This is a genomic window from Oceaniglobus indicus (assembly GCF_002751875.1).
Classification (GTDB): Bacteria; Pseudomonadota; Alphaproteobacteria; order Rhodobacterales; family Rhodobacteraceae; genus Oceaniglobus; species Oceaniglobus indicus.
Window position 1 is genome coordinate 466,876 of sequence record NZ_NMZM01000001.1, and the last position, 19,682, is coordinate 486,557.

Here is a 19,682-nt window from a genome sequence, read left to right on the forward strand (position 1 = left end):
GTCACTCGCCGTGGGCATAGGCGAACCCGGTTTCATCCACCATCGCCACGACCCGCCGCGCGGTGGCGTCGTCAAGCGCGCGCAGCGGCGGCATCACCTGGCTCAGGCCCGGATCGTCGCCATAGATCGCCAGCGCCGCCTTGATCGCCGCCAGACCGCCGTTGCCGTCCAGCACCTCGATCCTGCGGGCTGACTTTTCCGACGCTTCCGCCGCCTCGGCACTGTCGGGATCGGCCACGATCCGGCGCAGATCGGCGGCAAACAGGTTCGGCATGCCGCCGATGATCCCCGCCCCACCAGCGCGCAGAAGATGCGGCAACACCCGGTCGTCACCCGTAAAGATCGACAGCGCCGGAAAGGTCTTGGCCAGCATGATCCCGTTGTCCAGATCGCCGGTGGAATCCTTCATGCCGATCACCCGGTCGCCGAACCGGTCGATCATCATCGCCACCAGGTCAGGCGAATACGGCACGCCGGAAAACTGCGGGATGTTGTACAGGACCAGATCCACGGGCGGGGCATCGCGTTCGGCGATCTCGGTGGCGGCGGCGAAGAAATCGACGATGCCGGCATCGGTCCAGAACGGATAATAGAACGGCGGCAGCACCAGCGCGGCGCGGCACCCCAACAGCCCGGCGGTGCGCAGCGACAGCGCGGCGTCCGCCACCGTGGGCGTCATGACCGACGGCAGTTGGCGCGCCATGTCGATGCCGGCCTCGGCCAGCTCATGCAGCGCGGCGGCTTTCTGTGCGCTGCCCAGCGACGCACCCTCGCCCGTCGTGCCGAAGGTCGAGACATAGTCGCAGCCGTCGGCGTGCAACCGCCCGATGTGGCGGGCCAGGCGGGCGACGTCGATCTCGCCCCCTGCGGTGACCGGGGTGACGGACGCGGCGATGACACCGGCAAGGCGGGGTTTGGTCAAGGGGGCTCTCCATGGCGTTCATGACTGATACGATCAGTCTGTCACCTTTGATGTTTACAGAACCGCGCGATTGTTGCAACGTTCTTTGACACCGCGTTCCACACTTGCCCATCGGGCGGCGGAACCGGACAGATGTGCATTCAGGGAGGAACGGCATGACGAAATTGGGAAAGATCACCGCACGGCTGGCAGGGTCGGTCGCGATTACCGCATTGGGCGCGACGCTGGCGCTGGCGCAGGACACGATCGAGCTGAAGTTCACCACCGCATCGGTGCCCAGTGACATCCACACCCAGGCCATGCAGGTGTTCAAGGACACCCTGAACGACGCCGCGCCCGACCGCTTCGATGTGCAACTTTACGATTCGGGCAAGTTGTTCGCTCAGGGGGCCGATCTGGATGCGCTGCAACGAGGCAACGCCGAGCTGGCCTATGTCTCGTTCCAGCAGATCGCCGATGCGATCCCGGAATACGGCCTGTTCACCGCCGGTTACCTGTTCCAGAACCCCCAGCACCTGCGCGCCGTCATGGAAAGCGAGATCGGCACCGAGGTGAAAAAGCGCGTGGCCGAGGACATGGGTCTGCACATCCTCGACATCTGCTATCTCGGCACGCGCCAGTTGAACCTGCGCGATGTGCGCGAGGTGAACACGCCCGCCGACATGGACGGGGTCAAGCTGCGGATGCCGGGGTCGGACGCCTGGCTGTTCCTTGGCAAGGCCCTGGGCGCACAGCCGACACCGGTGCCCTTCTCCGAGGTTTACCTGGCGCTGCAGACCGGCACCATCGACGGCCAGGACAACCCCCTGCCCACGGTCGAGGCCGCCAAGTTCTATGAGGTGACCAAGCAGATCACCCTGACATCGCACCTGGTGGACGGCGTGAACATCATGGTGAACGACCAGACCTGGGAGCAGTTGAGCGACGACGAGAAGACGGCGATGCAGGACGCCGCTGTCGCCGCCTGCGACTGGAACAACGACAAGCGCATCTCGGAAGAGGCGCGGCTGGTCGAATTCTTCGAATCCGAAGGGCTGACGGTGACGACGCCCGACGTCGACGCGTTCCGCAGCCACGTTCAGGACTATTACATGACCTCCGACCGCGCCAAGGACTGGCCCGAAGGCTGGGTCGACCTGATCAATGCGCTGGCACCGTAAACCGGCACGGATCGGACAGGGGCGGGCGCGCGCGGCACCCGCCCCTGTCATGTTCGGGGATTCTTCATGAAAATCGTCGCCATCACCAAGGCAATAGCCGACGCCATCGGCGCGCTGCTGTTCCTGTTCACCTTTGCCGGATTCGTGGTTCAGGTGTTCTGGCGCTATGCGCTGAACGCGCCCCTGCCCTGGACCGAAGAGGCGGTGTTGATCGCGTTCGTTTGGTCGGTGTTCTGGGCCACCGCCTTCATGGTGCCGCTGCGCGCCCATGTGACGTTCGACGTGGTCCATGACGCGGTGTCGCCCCGCACGCGGCGGGTTTTCGACTTGGTGTCGATGGCCGCGCTGCTGGGCGCCTTCGTGCTGCTGATCCCCTATACGTGGGATTACCTCGATTTTCTGACACGCAAGAAATCGCCGGTCATGCGGCTGCCCATGCATTGGGTGTTCAGCTGCTACATCCTGTTCGTCGTCGCCGTCGCCGTGCAGGCGGCATGGCGCATCGGCCAGATCCTGCGGCCGCGGGGGACATCGTGAATGCTGGCTGAATATGCCTTTCCGATCATGCTGGCGATCCTTCTCACCATTACGGTGACCGGCACGCCCATGGGTCTGGCGATGATCGCGTCCAGCGTGTTCTATCTGGCCATGTCGGGGCGCGACGTGGGGCTGGCGGCCGAAAGCGTGCTGAACGGCATCTTCGGCAATTTCGTCGCACTTGCCGTGCCGCTGTTCATCTTCGCGGCCAACATCATGAACGCGGGCCAGATTTCGGACCGGTTGCTGAAATTCGCGCTGGCGCTGGTGGGGCGGTTTCCCGGCGGGCTGGCACAGGTCAACGTTCTGACCAGCCTGATCTTTTCGGGGATGAGCGGCAGCGCGGTGTCCGATGTGGCGGGGGTCGGCAAGGTGCTGACCGACATGATGACCGACAAGGGCCGTTATCCCCCCGGGTTCGCCGGTGCGATCACCGCCGCATCATCGGTGGTTGGGCCGATCTTTCCGCCATCGATCCCCTTAGTGTTCTATGCGCTGGTGTCGTCCACCTCGGTCGGTGTGCTGTTCCTGGCGGGGGTGATCCCGGCGATGCTGATCGTCGCGGCGCTGGGCATCACGGTGATGATCGTGTCGCGTCGCCGGGGGTTTCCGGTGGAACCGGCGATTGCCCTGCGCGCATTTCCCTTGATCGTGCTGCGCGCCATTCCGCCGCTTCTGATGCCGGTGATCCTGCTGGGCGGCATCTATTCCGGAGCCTTCACCCCGACCGAGGCCGCCGCCGTCGCCGCCGCCTATGCGCTGCTGCTGTCGGTCATCGCCTATCGCGCCCTGGGGTGGCGGGCGTTCTATGGCGTGGTGCTGGAGTCGGCCCGCACCACCGCCGTCATCACCATCATCCTGTGCGGCGCCTATATCTTCAACTATGTCGTCTCGGTCGAACGCCTGCCCGAGGCGATGCTGGCGCTGTTCAACAGCTATCAGATGGAACCGTGGATGTTCCTTCTGATGGTGAACCTGCTGTTCCTGGTGCTGGGCTGCTTCATCGACGTCTCGACGATCCTTCTGGTGGTGGTGCCGCTGTTCATCCCGACCGCGCTGTTGCTGGGGATCGATTTGAACCATTTCGGTATCGTCGTGGTGGTCAACCTGATGATCGGGCTGATCACGCCGCCCTATGGCATATTGCTGTTCATCCTGAAGGCCACCAACGGCATACCGCTGAACGCCATGATCCGCGAAATCTGGCTGTTCATCGCGGTGCTGATTGCGGCGCTGCTGGTGATCACCTATTTCCCCGCTCTGTCGCTGTGGCTGCCCAAGGTTGCGGGCCTGCTGTGAGCCGGGCGTCATTGCCCCGGCCCGCCCCGGCGCGCTAGGGTTCCCATGACGCAGGAGGCCGCCATGACCCGTTACACCACCGCCCATCAGAACGATCCCGATCCGGTTGAAACCGGCGAATGGCTCGAGTCGCTAGAATCCCTGACCGATGCGTCGGGGGCCGAACGGGCGCGGTTCGTGCTGAACCGGCTGTGGGACGAGGCACGGACCCTTGGCGTAACCTCAGGGGGATTGCCCTATTCCGCCTATCGCAACACGATCCCCGTGGCGCGGCAGGGCGAATTTCCGGGCGACGCCGAGATGGAAAATCGCCTGACCTCGATCGTGCGCTGGAACGCCCTGGCCATGGTGGTGCGGGCCAACCGTGCTTACGGCGAGTTGGGCGGGCATATCGCTTCCTATGCCTCGGCCGCCGAGATCTTCGAGGTCGGGTTCAACCATTTCTTTCGTGCACGGAACGATGATTTCGCCGGCGATCTGGTCTATTTCCAACCCCACTCCGCCCCCGGCGTCTATGCCCGCGCCTTCCTTGAGGGTCGGCTGAGCGAGGCGGACATCGCCAACTACCGCCAAGAGGTTCCCGGCCCCGGCCTGTGTTCCTATCCCCATCCCTGGCTGATGCCGGATTTCTGGCAACTGCCCACCGGGTCCATGGGGATCGGGCCGATGTCGGCGATCTATCAGGCGCGGTTCATGCGCTATCTGGCGGCGCGCGGCCTGGCCGAAACGTCCGAACGCCGGGTCTGGGGCGTGTTCGGCGACGGCGAGATGGACGAACCCGAAAGCATCGGCGCGCTTACCCTTGCGGCGCGCGAGGGGTTGGACAACCTGACCTTCATCGTGAACTGCAACCTGCAACGGCTGGACGGGCCGGTGCGCGGCAACGGCCAGATCATCCAGGAGCTTGAATCGCTGTTCACCGGAGCGGGCTGGAACGTGATCAAGGTGCTGTGGGGATCGGAATGGGATCAGATATTTGCCCGTGACGACGACAACGTCCTGCTGCGCCGGTTCGCGGAAACCGTGGACGGGCAGTATCAGAACCTCGGGTCCAAGGACGGCGATTACAACCGCTCGAAATTCTTCGATGTCGATCCGGCCAGTGCCGCCTTGGTGGCTGATATGTCCGACGCGCAGATCCACGCCCTGAAACGCGGCGGGCACGATATTCACAAACTGCACGCCGCCTTTGCCGCCGCCAAGGCGCACAAGGGCCAGCCGACCGTGATCCTGGCCAAGACCAAGAAGGGGTTCGGCATGGGCGGCGCGGGTGAATCCCGGATGATCGCCCACCAGGCGAAAAAGCTGGACATCGATGCCCTGCTGGCGTTCCGCGACCGGTTCGATCTGCCGCTGAACGATGCCCAGGTCGAGGCGCTGGAGTTCCACCGCCCCGCCGACGACAGCCCCGAGATGCGCTATCTTCAGGACCGGCGCCGCGCGCTGGGCGGCTATCTTCCCTCGCGCAGCGCCAATGCGTCGGCGCCGATCCCCAAGCGTCCCGCGCCCGAGGTGTATGGCAAGTTCGCCCGCGAGTCGGAGGGCCGCGAATATTCCACCACCATGGCCGCCGTGCGTCTGCTGAGCGGTCTGTTGCGCGACAAGGCGTTCGGTGCGCGCATCGTGCCCATCGTCGCGGACGAGGCGCGGACCTTCGGCATGGACACGCTGTTTCGCCAGATCGGCATCTATGCCCCCGAGGGGCAGCTTTACGATCCCGAAGACGCCGGTTCGATGATGTTCTACCGCGAGGCGGGGAATGGTCAGTTGCTTGAGGAAGGCATCACCGAAGCGGGCGCCATGTCGTCCTGGACCGCCGCCGCCACCGCCTATTCGGCCCATGATGTCGAACTGCTGCCGATTTATATCTACTATTCGATGTTCGGGTTTCAGCGGGTCGGCGATCTGATCTGGGCCGCCGCCGATCAACGGGCGCGCGGGTTTCTGTTCGGCGCCACTGCCGGGCGCACCACCCTGTCGGGCGAAGGGTTGCAGCATCAGGACGGATCGTCCCACATCGTTGCCGCGACGGTGCCCAACTGCCGCGCGTACGATCCGTGCTTTGCCTATGAACTGGCCGTGATCATGGAACACGGCATGGTGCGGATGCTGGACGAACGGCGCGACGAGTTCTTCTATATCACCGTGATGAACGAGACCTACGCACAACCGCCCCTGCCCGATGGCGTGGAGGACGGCATCCTGCGCGGGCTTTATCCATTGTCCGGCCCCGCCAGCGACGCGCATATCCGCCTGATCGGGGCGGGCACGATCCTGCAACAGGTGATCGGGGCCGCCGAAACGCTCAGGGACTACGGCATTCAGGCACAGGTGTTTTCAGCCACGTCGTTCAGCGAACTGGCCCGCGACGCGGCCGAGGTCGAGCGTGCCAACCGCTTTGCCGACACCCCGCGCCAGAGCCATGTCGAAACGATGTTGCCCGGATCCGCGCCGGTCATCGCGGCCAGCGATTACGTGCGCGCCGTGCCCGCCCAGATCGCGCCCTACATCGACGCGCGGATGACGATCCTCGGCACCGACGGGTTCGGACGTTCCGCCAGTCGCGTGGCGCTGCGCCGTTTCTTCGAGGTGGACCGCGAGAACATCGTCATCGCCGCGCTGTATGCATTGGTGCGCACCGGGGCGGTGGAACGCGCCGTGCTGAAGAAGGCCATCGCCGACCTCGGCGTCGATCCCGCGACGGCACCGCCATGGCAGGTGTGATCCCCGTCAGCGTTTGAGTTCGGCCAGGAACGCCTTCTGAAACTCGGCCACCAGCCGCGACTGCGGCCGACCGATGCGCGTCAGCATGCAGGCCGGAACCGCGATGGGCGGATCGAACGGGCGCACGGCAAGATCCATGTTGGGCAGGAAGGACGCGGTGTAATTGTCCACCACCGCGACACCGTTACATGAATTGGCGATGACGGCGGCGGTATGGCAATACCGCACCTCGACCTGGGGTTCATAGGGTGCGCGCATCAACTCGAACGCGTTCTGCACCATCAATCCCATGCCCGACGCACGCACCAGTCCGATCAGGCGATGCTGGCCGATATCGGCGGGCCCCACCACCGACAGGCGCGCCAAGGGATGGTCCTGCCGCATCAGCGCGACCATCCGGTCGGTGCGGATCTTGTCGACAGTGACGCCGGGATGGCTGTCCAGCGCCAGGCACAGCCCGACATCGACGGCGCCGATGGCGACCGCGTCGATCACCGCTTCCATCCGGCGCACGTCATATTGCACGACAACATCGGGGCGCGCGTCCATGAACGCCGACAACGCCCCCGGCACCACCGAATGGCCCAGCGGCGGTGTCGCCATGATGCGCAAGGTGCCCACCGCCCCGCCGCGCAGATCGCGCACCCGCGACTCGACCGAGCGCAGCTGATCGAACAGCGGCTGCACCTCCTGCAACAGGCTGCGCGCCTCGTCGGTGGGGACCATGCGCTTCTTTTCGCGGGCGAACAGGGCAAAGCCCAACTGCTGTTCCAACTGCTTGATGGCGGTGGACACGGACGGTTGCGAAATGCCGAGCTCTTCGGCAGCGGCCACCGTGGTCTGGTGCAGCATCAGCGTGCCGAAAATCTCGAGCAGGCGCAGGGACAAATCGTTACGACGGACTACCTTCATGGCGCCGTGATAGCGCACTCACAACCGCTGTGCCAGCACGACCCCCATCGCCATGGCAACCGCCGCCTGGGTCGGATCGATCACCGGGATGCCCAGCTCGCGTTCCAGCGGAACGCGGTGCACCGCCATGCCCGCACAGCCCAGAACCAGCGCCTCGGCCCCGTCATCGATCAACGCATGGCCCACCTCGGTCAGCTTGGCGAAGGTGCCGGACCCGCGGGCCGATTCGTCGACCGTCATGTTCAGCGCGCGTTCGCCCGCGACCCGGTCCAGCACACCCATGCGTCGCATGTACAACCGGTGCCGGCGTTCCGACGCCGACGAGATGCCGACGATGCCGATCCTGTCGGCGCGTGACAGGGCACTCAGGACACCGCTTTCCTGGATGCCGAACACCGGAACCGGCGACACCGACCGGCAGGCGTCGATGCCCGGATCGGAGTAGCAGGCGATCACGAAGGCCGACGCATCGCCGCGCCGCTTGACCAGTTCGACCATGGGCAGGACGACCTGATCCGAGTTCACCTGATTTTCGATGCCGAACGGCCCTTCGGCCAATGTCACGCAATCAATGCCGGGCCCGCCATCCAGGCGGAACGGCGCCAGCGCGCGGTCCAGCCCATCGGTCACGGCTTGGTTCGAGTTCGGGTTGATGACGACGATGGGGCCGGTCATTTCGCCGCTCCGGGTGCGATATTGGCGCCGAAGTTCGTCGCCGGATCCAGTTCCGGCGCACGGTGGCCGGGATAGCCGGTCAGGTCGATCCTGGCGCGCGCGACATAGCGCCCCTGCCCCGGTTTCGCGACCAATTCGCCGTTTTCGACGATCCGCTTGCCGCGGGTCAGGACGGTGGTGGGCCAGCCGGTCACGCTCCACCCTTCGAACGGGGTGTAGTCCATGTTGTCGTGCTGATCCTCGGCGGTGACGGTGCGGGTTTCGTTCGGATCCCACAGCGCGATATCGGCGTCCATGCCGATGGCAATGCTGCCCTTTTCCGTCAGGCCATAGAGCCTGGCCGCATTCGATGCCGACAGCGCGGCGAACTGCTGTAACGTGATCCGCCCCTTGTTGACCCCTTCGGAAAACAGCAGCGGCAGGCGCAGCCCGATCCCCGGCATCCCGTTGGCGATCTGGTTGAACCGCGCCTCGGGGCCGTTGGCCAGCTTGCCGGTCTCGTCATAGCGGTATGGCGCGTGATCGGACGAGAACACGCTGAAGGTGCCGGCCTGAAGATGCCGCCACAGCGCATCCTGCGTGGCGGTGTCGCGCAGCGGCGGCGAGCACATGAACTTGGCCCCCTCCATGCCCGGACGGTCCAGATCGTCGCGCGTCAGGAACAGGTATTGGGCACAGGTTTCGCCGAAGATCTTCGCGCCCTCCATGCGGGCGTCGGACACCAGTTTCGCGCCCTCGGGGGTGGACACATGCACGATCAGCAGCGCGGCATCCGCCAGTTTCGCCAGCGATATTGCGCGGTTCACGGCCTCGGATTCCGCCAGCGCGGGGTGGCTGACGGCATGGTATCGCGGTTGCACATGGCCCGCATCCACCAGCCGCTTCGTCATCCACGCGATCATGCCGCTGTTTTCGGCGTGCACCATCGTCAGCGCCCCGTGTTCGCGCGCCACCGTCAGGATATCCAGGAACTGTCGGTCGTCGATCTTCATCAGATCATAGGTCATGAACACCTTGAACGATGTGACGCCGCGCTGGAACGCCAGTGGCAATTCCTCGGTCAGCACCTTTTCGGTCGGGTCGGCCACGATCAGATGATAGCCCCAGTCGATCACGGATGCCCCCGTCGCCCGCGAATCGTAGAGATCCAGCGTTTCGGTCACGCCCATGCCGCGATGTTGGGCGGCAAACGGCACGAAGCACGAATTGCCGCCGAAGGCCGCGCTAATGCTGCCGCTGCGGTAATCGTCGGACGTCATGCCGCCCGTGGCCGATTCCTGGGCGATGTGGCAATGCGCCTCGATCCCGCCGGGCAGGACAAGGCGATCGGTGGCGTCGATGGTGTCGCGCCCCTCAAGCCCCAGACCCAACGCCGCGATCTTGCCGTCGGTGATGCCGATGTCGCCGCGATAGGTGTCGGCGGCGGTGACGATGGTGCCACCCGTGATGACCAGATCGTGCATGGCGTTACACCGACTTGATCGCGCCACCGTCACAGCGGATCTTGCTGCCGGTGACATAGCTGGCCTGTTGCGAGGCAAGGAAGGCGCAGACGGCGCCGAATTCCTCGACCGTGCCATAGCGGCCCGTCGGGATCGTGGCCTTGGACGCCTCGCGCGCCTCCTCCAGCGATTTGCCGGTCTTTTCGGCAACCGATCCGTCCAGTTCGTCCACCCGTTCGGTGTGGATGCGCCCCGGCAACAGCATGTTCACCGTCACACCGTCGGCCGCCACATCGTTGGACAGCGATTTCGACCACCCGACCAGCGCCGAGCGGATCGCGTTGGACAACCCGAGGTTCGGAATCGGCTGGATCACGCCCGACGATCCGATGGTGACGATGCGGCCCCACTTGCGTTCGCGCATACCGGGCAGGATGCGGGCCGTGATTTCGACCACGTTCATCACCATGGTGTCGAACTGCGATTTCAGAACGGCCGGATCGGAATCGACCATCCGCCCCGGAGGCGGGCCGCCGGTGTTGTTGACCAGGATGTCGACCCCGCCCAGCACGTCCTCGGCCGCCTTGACCAGGGTGTCGACCGCCGCCGTGTCGGTCAGGTCGGCAACGATGTAATCCGCCTTGCCCGGCCCCTTTTCTGTGATCGCCTTCGCCATCTCGGCCAGCTTGTCGCCCGAACGACCCGTCAACAGCACATGCACGCCTTCCGCCGCCAGCGCCTGTGCGCAGCCCAGCCCCAGGCCGCGCGACGACGACATGACCAGCGCGCGCTTTCCGTTCAATCCCAGATCCATCAGTTCAACTCCTCAAGCCGTTTTTCCAGACGCGCCACCAGACGTGTCAGTTCATCGTGATCCCTGGCCGTCATCGACGGCCCCGGCGCGCGCACCCGCGGCGATGCGATGACACCGCGGCGCGACAGAACCTCCTTGCGGATCGCGAGGCCAAGGCCGAGCTGTTGTTCATAGCGCACCAGCGGCAGATAGGCGTCGAACAGGTCTTCGGCGCCGTCCACGTCGCCCGCCTTGTGACGCTTCACAACCTGCACCAGCATTTCGGGGTATGCAAATCCGGTCATCGCCCCGTCGGCGCCGCGCTGCATCTCCTGCGGCAGGAACAGCGCCGAATTGCCGGTCAGGATCGACAGGCGCGGCACGTCGCCGGTGCCGGTTTCGGCCCGCACCCGCGACAGTTTCGTCAGGCCCGGCCAATCCTCGTGCTTCAGCATGACGATCTGGGGGTGGTTCACGGTCAGCCCGATGATGGTTTCCACCGACACCTGAACGCCCGTCGTCTGCGGATAATCCTGGAAACAGATCGGCACGTCATCGCCCAGCGTCTTGCAGACCTGCGCCATGTAATTGTTCAGCTTGACCTCGGTCACCATGCCGGGTTGCGGGGCGACCATGACGCCGCCGGCCCCCGCATCCATCGCGGTGTCGGTCAGGCGTTTCATGTTGTCCAGACCGGCGGCCGAGACACCGACGATCACCGGCACGCGGCCAGCCACCCGGTCCAGAACGCGACGCGCGAAGGTTTCGGCCTCGTCACTGGCCAGCTTGGGCGCCTCGCCCATGATGCCGAGGATGGTCATCCCCGACACACCCTTTTCCAGATAGAAGTCGACCATCCGGTCGGTGCTGTCCAGATCCAGCGCGCCATCGTCCGTGAACGGCGTGGCCGAGATGATGAACACCCCCTCGGACTGCCTGTCGATCAGATTACTCATGCTCTCACTCCCTCAGGTCTTTGGAACCGGGGGGATCGAACGCGGTTCGATCTCCTCCAGCCTTGCGTATCTGTCGGCGAACAGACGGGCGACGGGATAGTCCCCGTTCCAGTCCACGCGCCATGTTTCGGTGTCGATCAGCCCGTCGCGCGCCGCCATGCCGACCACCCGGCCGATCATCAACTCGCGCTCGGCCGAAAAGGTGATCGCGGTGTGACGCACGCATTCCAGCGATACGGGCGCGGCGGCCAGCCGGGGTGGCGCGACATGCGCCGACGGTTCGATTGCCAGACCCAGCGCGGCCGCTTCTGAGATATCCGCCGGATAGGGCGCGGCGGTGTCCACCATGCCTGCCACCAGATCCGGCGTGGCGATGTTGACGACGAATTCGCCGGTGCGCCGGATGTTCGCGGTGGTGTCCTTGGCCGACCCGTCCGGCTTGTTCTGCAACCCCAGCACGACGATGGCCGGATCCTGCCCGAAGACGTTGAAGAACGAATAGGGCGCGGCGTTCACCTGCCCCGCCGCGCCCAGCGTCGTCACCCACGCCACCGGGCGCGGAATCACCACCGCGCTCAGCAGCTTGTAACGGATCGCCGGATCCATCGCGTCGAAGTCGAGCGACAGGGTCATTCGGCAGACCGGGTTTCCTGATCCGGCGTGATCACGCCCGTCTGGCCGGTGATCCGGGTGTAGTGCTCGATCCGGCGGTGGCGTTTGAAATCGAAGATCGTCGCCTTGCCGAAATTGCACATGTCCATGTCGCAGGCATGCACGATCAGCTCGTCCTCTTCGGTTTTCGCGCGCGCCACCACCATGCCGTTGGGATCGACGATGATCGACCCGCCCATAAGGGGATGGCCGTCCTCGACCCCGGCCTTGGCCACGCCGACAACCCAGGTGGCGTTCTGATAGGCGCCCGCCGACATCGACAGGTCCGAATGATACAGCCGCTTTTCCAGCCCTTCGTCGCCGTGCTGGCTGTTCACCGTGGGGGTGTTATAGCCCAGCGTGATCAGTTCGACCCCCTGCAAGCCCATCTCACGATACACCTCGGGCCAGCGGCGGTCGTTGCAAATGCACATGCCCATCCACGCATCCAGGTTGCGCCACACCGGGAACCCGGTGTCGCCCGGCTCGAAATACTTCTTTTCCAGGTGCTGGAACAGCCGGTCCTCGTCGTATTCCGAATGTCCGGGCAGATGGGTCTTGCGATACTTGCCGACGATGTTGCCTTCCTTGTCGGTCAGGATCGAGGTGTTGAAATACCGCCCTTCCGGGGTCTTTTCCGCGTAACCGAAGGTGATGGCGATGCCGTGCTTTCGGGCCGCGTCGAACAGCGGTTGTGTGTCCGGCCCCGGCATTTCCGTCTCGAACCACTGGTCGATCTCGGCCGGATCGTCCATCCACCAGCGCGGAAAGAACGTGGTCAGCGTCAGCTCGGGATAGACCACCAGATCGCATCCCGCCTCGGCCGCCTGATCCAGCAGCGCAATCATCCGCGCCACCACGTCGGCCCGGCTGTCAGCCTTTTGAATGGCACCCATCTGGGCGCCTCCGATCACGATTTCCCGCATGGCTTTTTCCTTCTCAGCTTGCGATCCGCCGCTCGAACCGGGCAATCACGCGCACCAGCGGCCAGAGCAGCAACAAATAGATGCCGGCCGCAAGGATCAGCGGCGAGGCGTTATAGGTCAGCGAGCGCACGAGGCCCGCGGCGTGCAGCATTTCGCCCAGGCTGACCACCGAGGCGAGCGAGGTCAGCTTGACCACCTCGACCACGTTGCTCAGCAGATCAGGCAGCACGTTGCGCGTCGCCTGGGGCAGCGTGACATAGGTCAGCGTCTGCGCCTGCGACAGTCCGGTGGAACGCGCCGCCTCGGTCTGGCCCCTGGGGACCGACAACAGGCCGGCGCGGAAAATCTCGGCGAAATAGGCCGAATTGTTCAGGAAGAACCCGATGGTCACGGCCACGAACGGCGACAGCGACAGACCGGCGAACGGCAGGCCGGCATAGATGAAGATCAGCAGCACCAGCGGCGGGATCGCCCGGAACAGATCGACGAACCCGATCGACAGCCAGCGCACCGCGCGATTTGGCGACAGCGACCCGATGGCGGCGAACAGGCCGCCGATGGCGCCCATCGGGATGACCACGGCACAGATCAGAAGCGTGATGCCCAGCCCCTTGATCACCAGCGGCAGGGCCTTGATCATGATCTCGACGTTGAAAAACTGCTGGATGATCTGTTCCATCAGGCCCCCGGCGACGCAAAGCGCGATTCAAGCCAGCGCGAGGCGATGACGAACGGCAGGAACAGCACGACATAGGCAATGGCGGCCAGGGTCAGAGGCGAGGCATTGGCCGAAAACGATTGCGCCGTCGTTGCCTGCCCCAGGATGTCGGGCACGCCGATCACCATGCCAAGTGCCGTCATCTTGGTAATCGCGATGGCGCGGTTGGTCAGCGGCGGGATCACCATGCGCATGGCCTGTGGCAGCACGACGTGAAACAGCGTCTGGGTAAAGGTCAGGCCGGTGGAACGTGCCGCCTCCCACTGGCCCTTGGGGGTGGCGGTGATGCCGGCCCAGACGATTTCTTCGGCGAAGGCGGCAAGGACCAGCGTCAGCACGATGAACAGCACCACCGACGCCGACAGCAGGATCCCGACGTTCGGCAACCCGAAGAACATCAGCAGGATCACCACCAGTGGTGGAAGCGCGCGCAGCACGTCGGCAAAGATCACGATCACAAACGAGATCAACCTGACCCGGTAGGCGCGGATGCACGCCAGCCCCGCGCCCAGGCCGATGCCGCACAGCACGATCAGCACCGACAGGATCACGGTGACCATCGTGCCCTGCAGGATCGCGGGCGTATATTTTGCCAGAACCACCGGGTTCAGGAAGGTGTCGAGAAACTGCTCCATCCCGCTATCCGTGGAATCGCGACAGGAAGGCGCGGGTGCGATCGTGGGTGGGCGCACCGAAGATCTGTTCGGGCGGGCCCTGTTCGACGATGGCACCGTCGGCCATGAAGATCACGCGGTCGGCCGCGTCACGGGCGAATTTCATCTCGTGACTGACCACCAGCATGGTCATGCCGTGGTCCTTGACCGTGCGCATCACGTCCAGAACATCACCGACCAGTTCGGGGTCCAGGGCCGACGTGGGTTCGTCGAACAGCATCACGGTGGGCTTCAGCGCCAGCGCGCGGGCGATCGCCACGCGCTGTTGCTGACCGCCCGACAGTTGGGCGGGGTGGTGGCCGGCGCGGTCGGACAACCCCACCTCGGCCAACGCGGCGATGGCAAGATCCTCGGCCTCGGCCTTGGATTTCTTCTGGACCCGGCGCAGCGCCAGCGTGACGTTGCCCATGGCCGACAAGTGCGGATAAAGGTTGAAGGACTGGAATACCATCCCGACCCTCTGGCGCATCTTGTTCAGATCGACGCCCGGCCCGGTCAGCGGATCACCCTCGATCAGGATGTCGCCCGAATCGGGTTCCTCCAGCCGGTTGCAACAGCGCAGCATCGTGGATTTTCCCGACCCCGACGGGCCGAGGACGAACACCATTTCGCTGCGCTGCACGCTCAGATCGATGCCCTCCAGCACCTTGAGGGCGCCGAAGGACTTGTGCAGCGCCCGAACCTCAAGCGTCGCGGTGCCGGGTGCGGGCGTGGTCATGTCAGGAACAACCGGGGGTGTGATCATCTTCGACGTAGCCTTCAAAGCCCGGCTCGCCGTATCCCGGACGCGGCGTGATCGCGGCCGATCCTTCGGCGGGGGTCACGTCGAACCACTTTTCCGAAAGCTCGGTCATCGTGCCGTCGATCTTGAGGCATTCGATCACGTTTTCGACCTTGGCGCGCAACTCCTCGTCGCCCTTGCGGAACGGCATCGCCCAGACAAGGCCGGTGGAAAACAGATACGACAGTTCGATCTGCGGGTTCTGCTTGGCCACCCAGGCCGACACCGTGTTGCCCGCGACGTTGGCGAATGCGCGCCCCGACACGACGGCCTGAACCGCGTCCGAGTTGGTGCCATAGGATTCGACGGTCCAGCCGATCTCATCGGCCTTCTCGCGCGCCCAGACGTCATAGGCCGACCCCTTGTTGACCGAGATCACCTTGCCGCTGAAGCCTTCCAGGCTGTCGATCTCTTCGGTTCCGGTCTTCACGACGAACTGGAAGTCGGTGTTCAGGTAACCTTCGGAAAACAGGATGTTGGCGGCGCGTTCTTCGGTCAGGGTGGTGGGGGCCACGACGAAATCATAGGTGCCCGCGGCAAGACCGGGCAGGATGCCGGAATACTGCGTCGCGATGATCTCGATCTCGGCGCCCAGACGTTCGGCGATGATGTTGGTCAGATCGACGTTGAAGCCCTCGACGCCGCCCGACAGCGACGGCATGGCGTGGGGCGCGAAGGTGCCGTCCAGCGCGACGGTGTATTTGTCCTGTGCCATCGCCGCGCCGGACAGGCACAGGGTGGCGGCAATGGTTCCTAGCATGACCTTGCGGTTCATTGGTGTTCTCCCGTTGATTTTTTTCTTGTCGGTTCGTCTTGTCCGACCAGCCTAACGTGAAAAACCGCGATTCCCGCAGTGCAAAAACCGCGCCGATCTATGAGTTTTCCGATATGATCATTGACGTGGCCATGACCGTCACATCATCGCCTCGATCAGGTAGGGGCCGGGTTCCTCCATGGCGGCGGCGATGGCGCGCTGCAGCTCGGCCACATCCTCGACACGCCGTCCCGGCACGCCCATGCCCTTGGCCAGGGCCACGAAATCCAGGTTCGGACGGTCCAGATCCAGCATGTCCAGCGCCGAACGTCCGGGGTTCGCGCCCACCGCGAACAATTCGGTCTTGAGGATTTCATAGGTCCGGTTGGCGAAGATCAGCGTGGTGACGTTCAGCCCCTCGCGCGCCTGGCTCCACAACCCTTGCAGGGTATACATCGCCGATCCGTCAGCCTGAAGCGTCAGCACCGGGCGGTCGGGACAGGCGACAGCGGCGCCCACCGACATGGGGATGCCGTCACCGATGGCGCCGCCGGTCAGCGAGATCCACGAATGCGGTGCGGCCCCTTCGGTCATCCGCCACACGTCCTTGCCGCCGGTGATGCTTTCGTCGACGACGATGGCGTTTTCCGGCAGGGCGTTGGCGATGGCGGCGGCGATGGTGGCCGCGGTGATCGCACCGATCTGTGGCGCGGGGGGCAACGGATCGCTGGCGATCAGGGGTTTCGCCGCCAGACGTTCGGCCAGCGCGGCGACCGCAGCAGGGCCATCGCCATCGCGTCCGGTCAGGGTGACGATCTCGCAGCCCTCGGGCAACAGCAGGCTGGGCCGATCGGGATAGGCGAAGAAGGCGACCGGTGGCACGGTTTCGATCAGGATCGCCCGTTTATAGGGTTTCAACGTCTCCAGCGCCATGTTGATCGGATAGGGCACCTTCGAGATGGCGGCCCGCCCTGCCCCCCGTTCGAACCGGCGGTTCGATGTCGGCGCAAGAACCTTGGCGCCGGTCTGGGCCGCGATGCCCTGCAACTGCGCCACGGCCTCGGGCGTCTCCAGCACCCGGCCGCTGACCAGCAGCACGGTTTCGGGGCCCAGCATCCCGGCCGCCTTGTCCAGCGCGCCGTCATCCAGCGCGGCGTACTCCGGCGCGGCGGGGGGTGGCGCCACGACGCCGCCCGCGTCCCAGCCAATGTCGGCGGGCGCGATCAGGGTTGCCACCTTGTTCGGCCGCGACATGGCGGCGCCCAGGGCCTCCATCGCGTCGGCGGCGAAGGTTTCGGGCGATGTCGCCGTCTTGACCCAATCGGAAAACGGCGCCGCCGCCCCCTCGACGTCGGCCGACAACGGCGCGTCATAGCCGCGATGACGCACGGCGTGATCGCCCACCAGGTTGACCATCGGCGCCTTCGCCTTGCGCGCGTTGTGCATGTTCGCCCCGGCGTTCGCGAGGCCGGGCGCAAGATGCAGCAACGTCACCGCCGGCCGGTTGGCCATGCGGGCGTATCCATCGGCCGCCCCCGTGGCGACCCCTTCGAACAGGGCCAGCACACAGCGCATCAGACCGGTGCGGTCCAGCGCATCGACGAACTGCATCTCGGAGGTGCCGGGATTGGCGAAACACACATCGACACCCGCCCCGTGCAGCGAGCGCACGACGCTTTCGGCACCGTTCATGGTCTTTTGATCTTTCATGTCTTTTCCTTCTCGCGGGCGGCTTCGAGCACCGCCAGCCTTTGACGCAGCGCGTCCGATTGTCTGTGTTCGCCTGCCGTTTCGATCACCGGTTCGGCCTCAGCAAAGTGGCAGGCGACGCGCGCCTTGCCAAGCTGGCGCAATTCGGGCCGTTCGCTGCGGCAGCGATCCTGGGCCAGCGGACAGCGCGGATGGAACGCACAGCCCGACGGCGGATTCATCGCCGAGGGCAGATCGCCCTGCACCGGGGCGCGCACGTTGCGCATGGCCGGATCGGGGCGCGGCGCGGCGGCGATGAGTGATCGGGTATAGGGGTGGCGCGGCGTGGCATACAGTTCCTCGACCGGGGCCTCTTCCACGATGCGGCCCAGATAGACGACGGCGACGCGCGACGCCATGTGCCGCACCACCGCCAGATCGTGACTGATGAAGACATAGCCGATGCCGAACTTCGCCTGCAGATCCTTCAGCAGGTTGACGATCTGCGCCTGCACCGACACATCCAGGGCCGACACCGGTTCGTCGCAGACGATCACGCGGGGACGCGTGGCAAGGGCGCGGGCGATGCCGACGCGCTGGCGCTGACCGCCCGAAAACTCGTGCGGGAACCGCCCGGCGTGCCAGGGTTGCAGCCCGCAGGTCTCCAGCAGGTCGGCCACCTTCTGCGCCACGTCGTCCCTGGTCGCAAGGCCATGGAGCAGCAGCGGTTCGGCCAGGGTTTCGGCGACCGTCATGCGCGGGTTCAGCGACCCGAACGGATCCTGGAATATGATCTGCATCTGGCGGCGCATCTGGCGCATGTCATCGTCGGACAGGTCCATCACCGGCGTGCCGTCCAGCGCGACGGTCCCCCCCGTGGGTGTCAGCAGCCGCAGCAGCGTGCGCCCGATGGTGGATTTGCCACAGCCGGATTCACCGACGATGGCAAGGGTTTCGCCCTCGCCCACATCGAAGCTGACATCATTGACGGCCTGCACATTCCCCACCACGCGGCGCAAAACGCCGCGGCGGATCGGGAAATGCTTTGTCAGGTTGCGGACTTCCAGCATCGCGCTCATGCCGCCACCTCGATCGGGGCGTGCCAGCAGGCGACGCCGTGACCCGGCGACAGATCGCGCAGGGGCGGATCCTGGGTGCGGCATTGCTCGGACGCCAGTGGACAGCGGGAAGCAAACCGGCAGCCGGCGATCTTCGACCACGGCGGCGGAACGGTGCCCGGAATGGTGGCCAGCCGCCCGACGGCGGTGTCGATCCGTGGAACGGCGGCCATCAGCCCGACGGTATAGGGATGCTGCGGATCGGCGAACAGATCGGCGGTCGGCGCGCGTTCGACCACGCGGCCCGCATACATCACCACCACATCGTCGCAGGTCTGCGCCACGACACCCAGATCGTGCGTCACCAGCATCACGGCGGCGCCGGTACGCGAGCGCAACTCGCCCATCAGATCAAGGATCTGCGCCTGGATCGTCACGTCCAGCGCGGTGGTCGGTTCATCCGCGATCAGCAGGTCGGGATCGTTGGCCAGCGCCAGCGCGATCATCACCCGCTGGCGTTGCCCGCCCGACAACTGGTGCGGATAATCATCGACCCGCGATTTCGGCGAGGGAAGACCGACAAGATCCAGCATCTCGATCGCCCGCTCCCGCGCCGCCTTTTTCGACAGGCCGGAATGGACCGACAGGCTCTCCTCGATCTGGTGACCGCAGGTATAAACCGGGTTGAGCGAGGTCATGGGTTCCTGAAAGATCATCCCGATCCGACCGCCGCGCAGCTTGCGCATCTCGGATTCGGACAGGGTCAGCAGATCCTGGCCGTCGAACAGGATCTGCCCTCCCGCGTATTTTCCCGGCGGTTGTGGCACCAGCCGCATGATCGACAGCGACGTGACCGATTTGCCGCAGCCCGATTCACCGACGACGCCCAGGGTCCGCCCCCGGTTCAGCGACAGCGACACGCCCTGAACCGCACGCTGAACCGTGCCGCCGACGTGGAATTCGACCGCCAGATCCCTGACATCCAGCAATGGCGCCTCTCGCTGCTCCATC

Annotated in this window: 19 protein-coding genes; 4 read left to right on the forward strand and 15 right to left on the reverse strand. The window is 65.1% G+C overall.

Features of this window, described 5'->3' with window-relative positions; translation table 11 throughout:
• Position 1: 1 nt before the first annotated feature.
• On the reverse strand, positions 2-922 hold the full coding sequence (locus CFP68_RS02205) for a dihydrodipicolinate synthase family protein (RefSeq protein WP_099823982.1): 921 nt from the start codon (positions 920-922) through the stop codon (positions 2-4).
• 155 nt (positions 923-1,077) lie between these two features.
• On the opposite strand from CFP68_RS02205, the gene CFP68_RS02210 reads away from it, so the two are divergent.
• The 4 genes from CFP68_RS02210 to mdeB all read left to right on the forward strand — a co-directional run bounded on the left by CFP68_RS02210 (position 1,078) and on the right by mdeB (position 6,642).
• Positions 1,078-2,082: a sialic acid TRAP transporter substrate-binding protein SiaP gene (locus CFP68_RS02210; protein ID WP_099823984.1), complete on the forward strand. Its 1,005-nt coding sequence runs from the start codon at positions 1,078-1,080 to the stop codon at positions 2,080-2,082.
• A gap of 66 nt (positions 2,083-2,148) precedes the next feature.
• Positions 2,149-2,619, forward strand: a complete 471-nt coding sequence (locus tag CFP68_RS02215) for a TRAP transporter small permease (RefSeq protein WP_099823986.1) — start codon at positions 2,149-2,151, stop codon at positions 2,617-2,619.
• On the forward strand, positions 2,620-3,918 hold the full coding sequence (locus CFP68_RS02220; RefSeq protein ID WP_099823988.1) for a TRAP transporter large permease: 1,299 nt from the start codon (positions 2,620-2,622) through the stop codon (positions 3,916-3,918).
• Between the two features lie 63 nt (positions 3,919-3,981).
• Complete coding sequence (mdeB, locus tag CFP68_RS02225) at positions 3,982-6,642, forward strand: alpha-ketoglutarate dehydrogenase (protein WP_193825200.1); 2,661 nt, start codon at positions 3,982-3,984, stop codon at positions 6,640-6,642.
• Between the two features lie 6 nt (positions 6,643-6,648).
• On the opposite strand, the gene CFP68_RS02230 is transcribed toward mdeB, so the two are convergent.
• From CFP68_RS02230 to CFP68_RS02295, 14 genes are all read right to left on the reverse strand, one after another.
• Complete coding sequence (locus tag CFP68_RS02230) at positions 6,649-7,554, reverse strand: LysR family transcriptional regulator (RefSeq protein WP_145953379.1); 906 nt, start codon at positions 7,552-7,554, stop codon at positions 6,649-6,651.
• Between the two features lie 18 nt (positions 7,555-7,572).
• Positions 7,573-8,229, reverse strand: a complete 657-nt coding sequence (locus tag CFP68_RS02235) for an aspartate/glutamate racemase family protein (protein WP_099823994.1) — start codon at positions 8,227-8,229, stop codon at positions 7,573-7,575.
• A complete protein-coding gene (hydA, locus tag CFP68_RS02240; RefSeq protein ID WP_099823996.1) occupies positions 8,226-9,692 on the reverse strand; it encodes a dihydropyrimidinase in 1,467 nt (488 codons plus the stop codon). Before hydA ends, CFP68_RS02235 begins: the two co-directional genes overlap by 4 nt.
• Before the next feature lie 4 nt (positions 9,693-9,696).
• Complete coding sequence (locus CFP68_RS02245) at positions 9,697-10,485, reverse strand: SDR family oxidoreductase (RefSeq protein ID WP_099823998.1); 789 nt, start codon at positions 10,483-10,485, stop codon at positions 9,697-9,699.
• The gene (locus CFP68_RS02250) at positions 10,485-11,420 is read right to left on the reverse strand and encodes a dihydrodipicolinate synthase family protein (protein ID WP_099824000.1); all 936 of its coding nucleotides are present in this window, start codon (positions 11,418-11,420) and stop codon (positions 10,485-10,487) included. The genes CFP68_RS02245 and CFP68_RS02250 overlap by 1 nt, the downstream gene beginning before the upstream one ends.
• A gap of 12 nt (positions 11,421-11,432) precedes the next feature.
• On the reverse strand, positions 11,433-12,053 hold the full coding sequence (locus tag CFP68_RS02255) for a flavin reductase family protein (protein WP_241523915.1): 621 nt from the start codon (positions 12,051-12,053) through the stop codon (positions 11,433-11,435).
• On the reverse strand, positions 12,050-12,997 hold the full coding sequence (locus CFP68_RS02260; protein ID WP_099824002.1) for an N-carbamoyl-D-amino-acid hydrolase: 948 nt from the start codon (positions 12,995-12,997) through the stop codon (positions 12,050-12,052). Before CFP68_RS02260 ends, CFP68_RS02255 begins: the two co-directional genes overlap by 4 nt.
• 13 nt (positions 12,998-13,010) lie before the next feature.
• Positions 13,011-13,676 (reverse strand): amino acid ABC transporter permease, encoded by a 666-nt coding sequence (locus tag CFP68_RS02265; protein ID WP_099824004.1) that lies wholly within the window; start codon positions 13,674-13,676, stop codon positions 13,011-13,013.
• Positions 13,676-14,350 (reverse strand): amino acid ABC transporter permease, encoded by a 675-nt coding sequence (locus tag CFP68_RS02270; RefSeq protein WP_099824007.1) that lies wholly within the window; start codon positions 14,348-14,350, stop codon positions 13,676-13,678. Before CFP68_RS02270 ends, CFP68_RS02265 begins: the two co-directional genes overlap by 1 nt.
• Positions 14,351-14,354: 4 nt before the next feature.
• Positions 14,355-15,107, reverse strand: a complete 753-nt coding sequence (locus CFP68_RS02275) for an amino acid ABC transporter ATP-binding protein (RefSeq protein ID WP_099824009.1) — start codon at positions 15,105-15,107, stop codon at positions 14,355-14,357.
• Position 15,108: 1 nt separating this feature from the next.
• Entirely contained in the window at positions 15,109-15,945 is an 837-nt protein-coding gene (locus CFP68_RS02280; RefSeq protein ID WP_099824011.1) for a transporter substrate-binding domain-containing protein, read from the reverse strand.
• 138 nt (positions 15,946-16,083) lie between these two features.
• On the reverse strand, positions 16,084-17,634 hold the full coding sequence (locus CFP68_RS02285; protein WP_241523916.1) for an acetolactate synthase large subunit: 1,551 nt from the start codon (positions 17,632-17,634) through the stop codon (positions 16,084-16,086).
• Positions 17,631-18,692, reverse strand: coding sequence for an ABC transporter ATP-binding protein (locus CFP68_RS02290; protein ID WP_099824013.1), 1,062 nt, complete (start codon positions 18,690-18,692; stop codon positions 17,631-17,633). The genes CFP68_RS02285 and CFP68_RS02290 overlap by 4 nt, the downstream gene beginning before the upstream one ends.
• Positions 18,689-19,681 (reverse strand): ABC transporter ATP-binding protein, encoded by a 993-nt coding sequence (locus CFP68_RS02295; RefSeq protein WP_099824014.1) that lies wholly within the window; start codon positions 19,679-19,681, stop codon positions 18,689-18,691. Before CFP68_RS02295 ends, CFP68_RS02290 begins: the two co-directional genes overlap by 4 nt.
• Position 19,682: the final 1 nt, after the last annotated feature.

Coding starts and splice junctions, on each gene's coding strand:
- CFP68_RS02210 (WP_099823984.1), top strand. CDS start 1,078: ATGACGAAATTGGGAAAGATCACCGCACGGCTGGCAGGGTCGGTCGCG.
- CFP68_RS02215 (WP_099823986.1), top strand. CDS start 2,149: ATGAAAATCGTCGCCATCACCAAGGCAATAGCCGACGCCATCGGCGCG.
- CFP68_RS02220 (WP_099823988.1), top strand. CDS start 2,620: ATGCTGGCTGAATATGCCTTTCCGATCATGCTGGCGATCCTTCTCACC.
- mdeB (WP_193825200.1), top strand. CDS start 3,982: ATGACCCGTTACACCACCGCCCATCAGAACGATCCCGATCCGGTTGAA.
- CFP68_RS02230 (WP_145953379.1), bottom strand. CDS start 7,554: ATGAAGGTAGTCCGTCGTAACGATTTGTCCCTGCGCCTGCTCGAGATT.
- CFP68_RS02235 (WP_099823994.1), bottom strand. CDS start 8,229: ATGACCGGCCCCATCGTCGTCATCAACCCGAACTCGAACCAAGCCGTG.
- hydA (WP_099823996.1), bottom strand. CDS start 9,692: ATGCACGATCTGGTCATCACGGGTGGCACCATCGTCACCGCCGCCGAC.
- CFP68_RS02245 (WP_099823998.1), bottom strand. CDS start 10,485: ATGGATCTGGGATTGAACGGAAAGCGCGCGCTGGTCATGTCGTCGTCG.
- CFP68_RS02250 (WP_099824000.1), bottom strand. CDS start 11,420: ATGAGTAATCTGATCGACAGGCAGTCCGAGGGGGTGTTCATCATCTCG.
- CFP68_RS02255 (WP_241523915.1), bottom strand. CDS start 12,053: ATGACCCTGTCGCTCGACTTCGACGCGATGGATCCGGCGATCCGTTAC.
- CFP68_RS02260 (WP_099824002.1), bottom strand. CDS start 12,997: ATGCGGGAAATCGTGATCGGAGGCGCCCAGATGGGTGCCATTCAAAAG.
- CFP68_RS02265 (WP_099824004.1), bottom strand. CDS start 13,676: ATGGAACAGATCATCCAGCAGTTTTTCAACGTCGAGATCATGATCAAG.
- CFP68_RS02270 (WP_099824007.1), bottom strand. CDS start 14,350: ATGGAGCAGTTTCTCGACACCTTCCTGAACCCGGTGGTTCTGGCAAAA.
- CFP68_RS02275 (WP_099824009.1), bottom strand. CDS start 15,107: ATGACCACGCCCGCACCCGGCACCGCGACGCTTGAGGTTCGGGCGCTG.
- CFP68_RS02280 (WP_099824011.1), bottom strand. CDS start 15,945: ATGAACCGCAAGGTCATGCTAGGAACCATTGCCGCCACCCTGTGCCTG.
- CFP68_RS02285 (WP_241523916.1), bottom strand. CDS start 17,634: ATGAAAGATCAAAAGACCATGAACGGTGCCGAAAGCGTCGTGCGCTCG.
- CFP68_RS02290 (WP_099824013.1), bottom strand. CDS start 18,692: ATGAGCGCGATGCTGGAAGTCCGCAACCTGACAAAGCATTTCCCGATC.
- CFP68_RS02295 (WP_099824014.1), bottom strand. CDS start 19,681: ATGGAGCAGCGAGAGGCGCCATTGCTGGATGTCAGGGATCTGGCGGTC.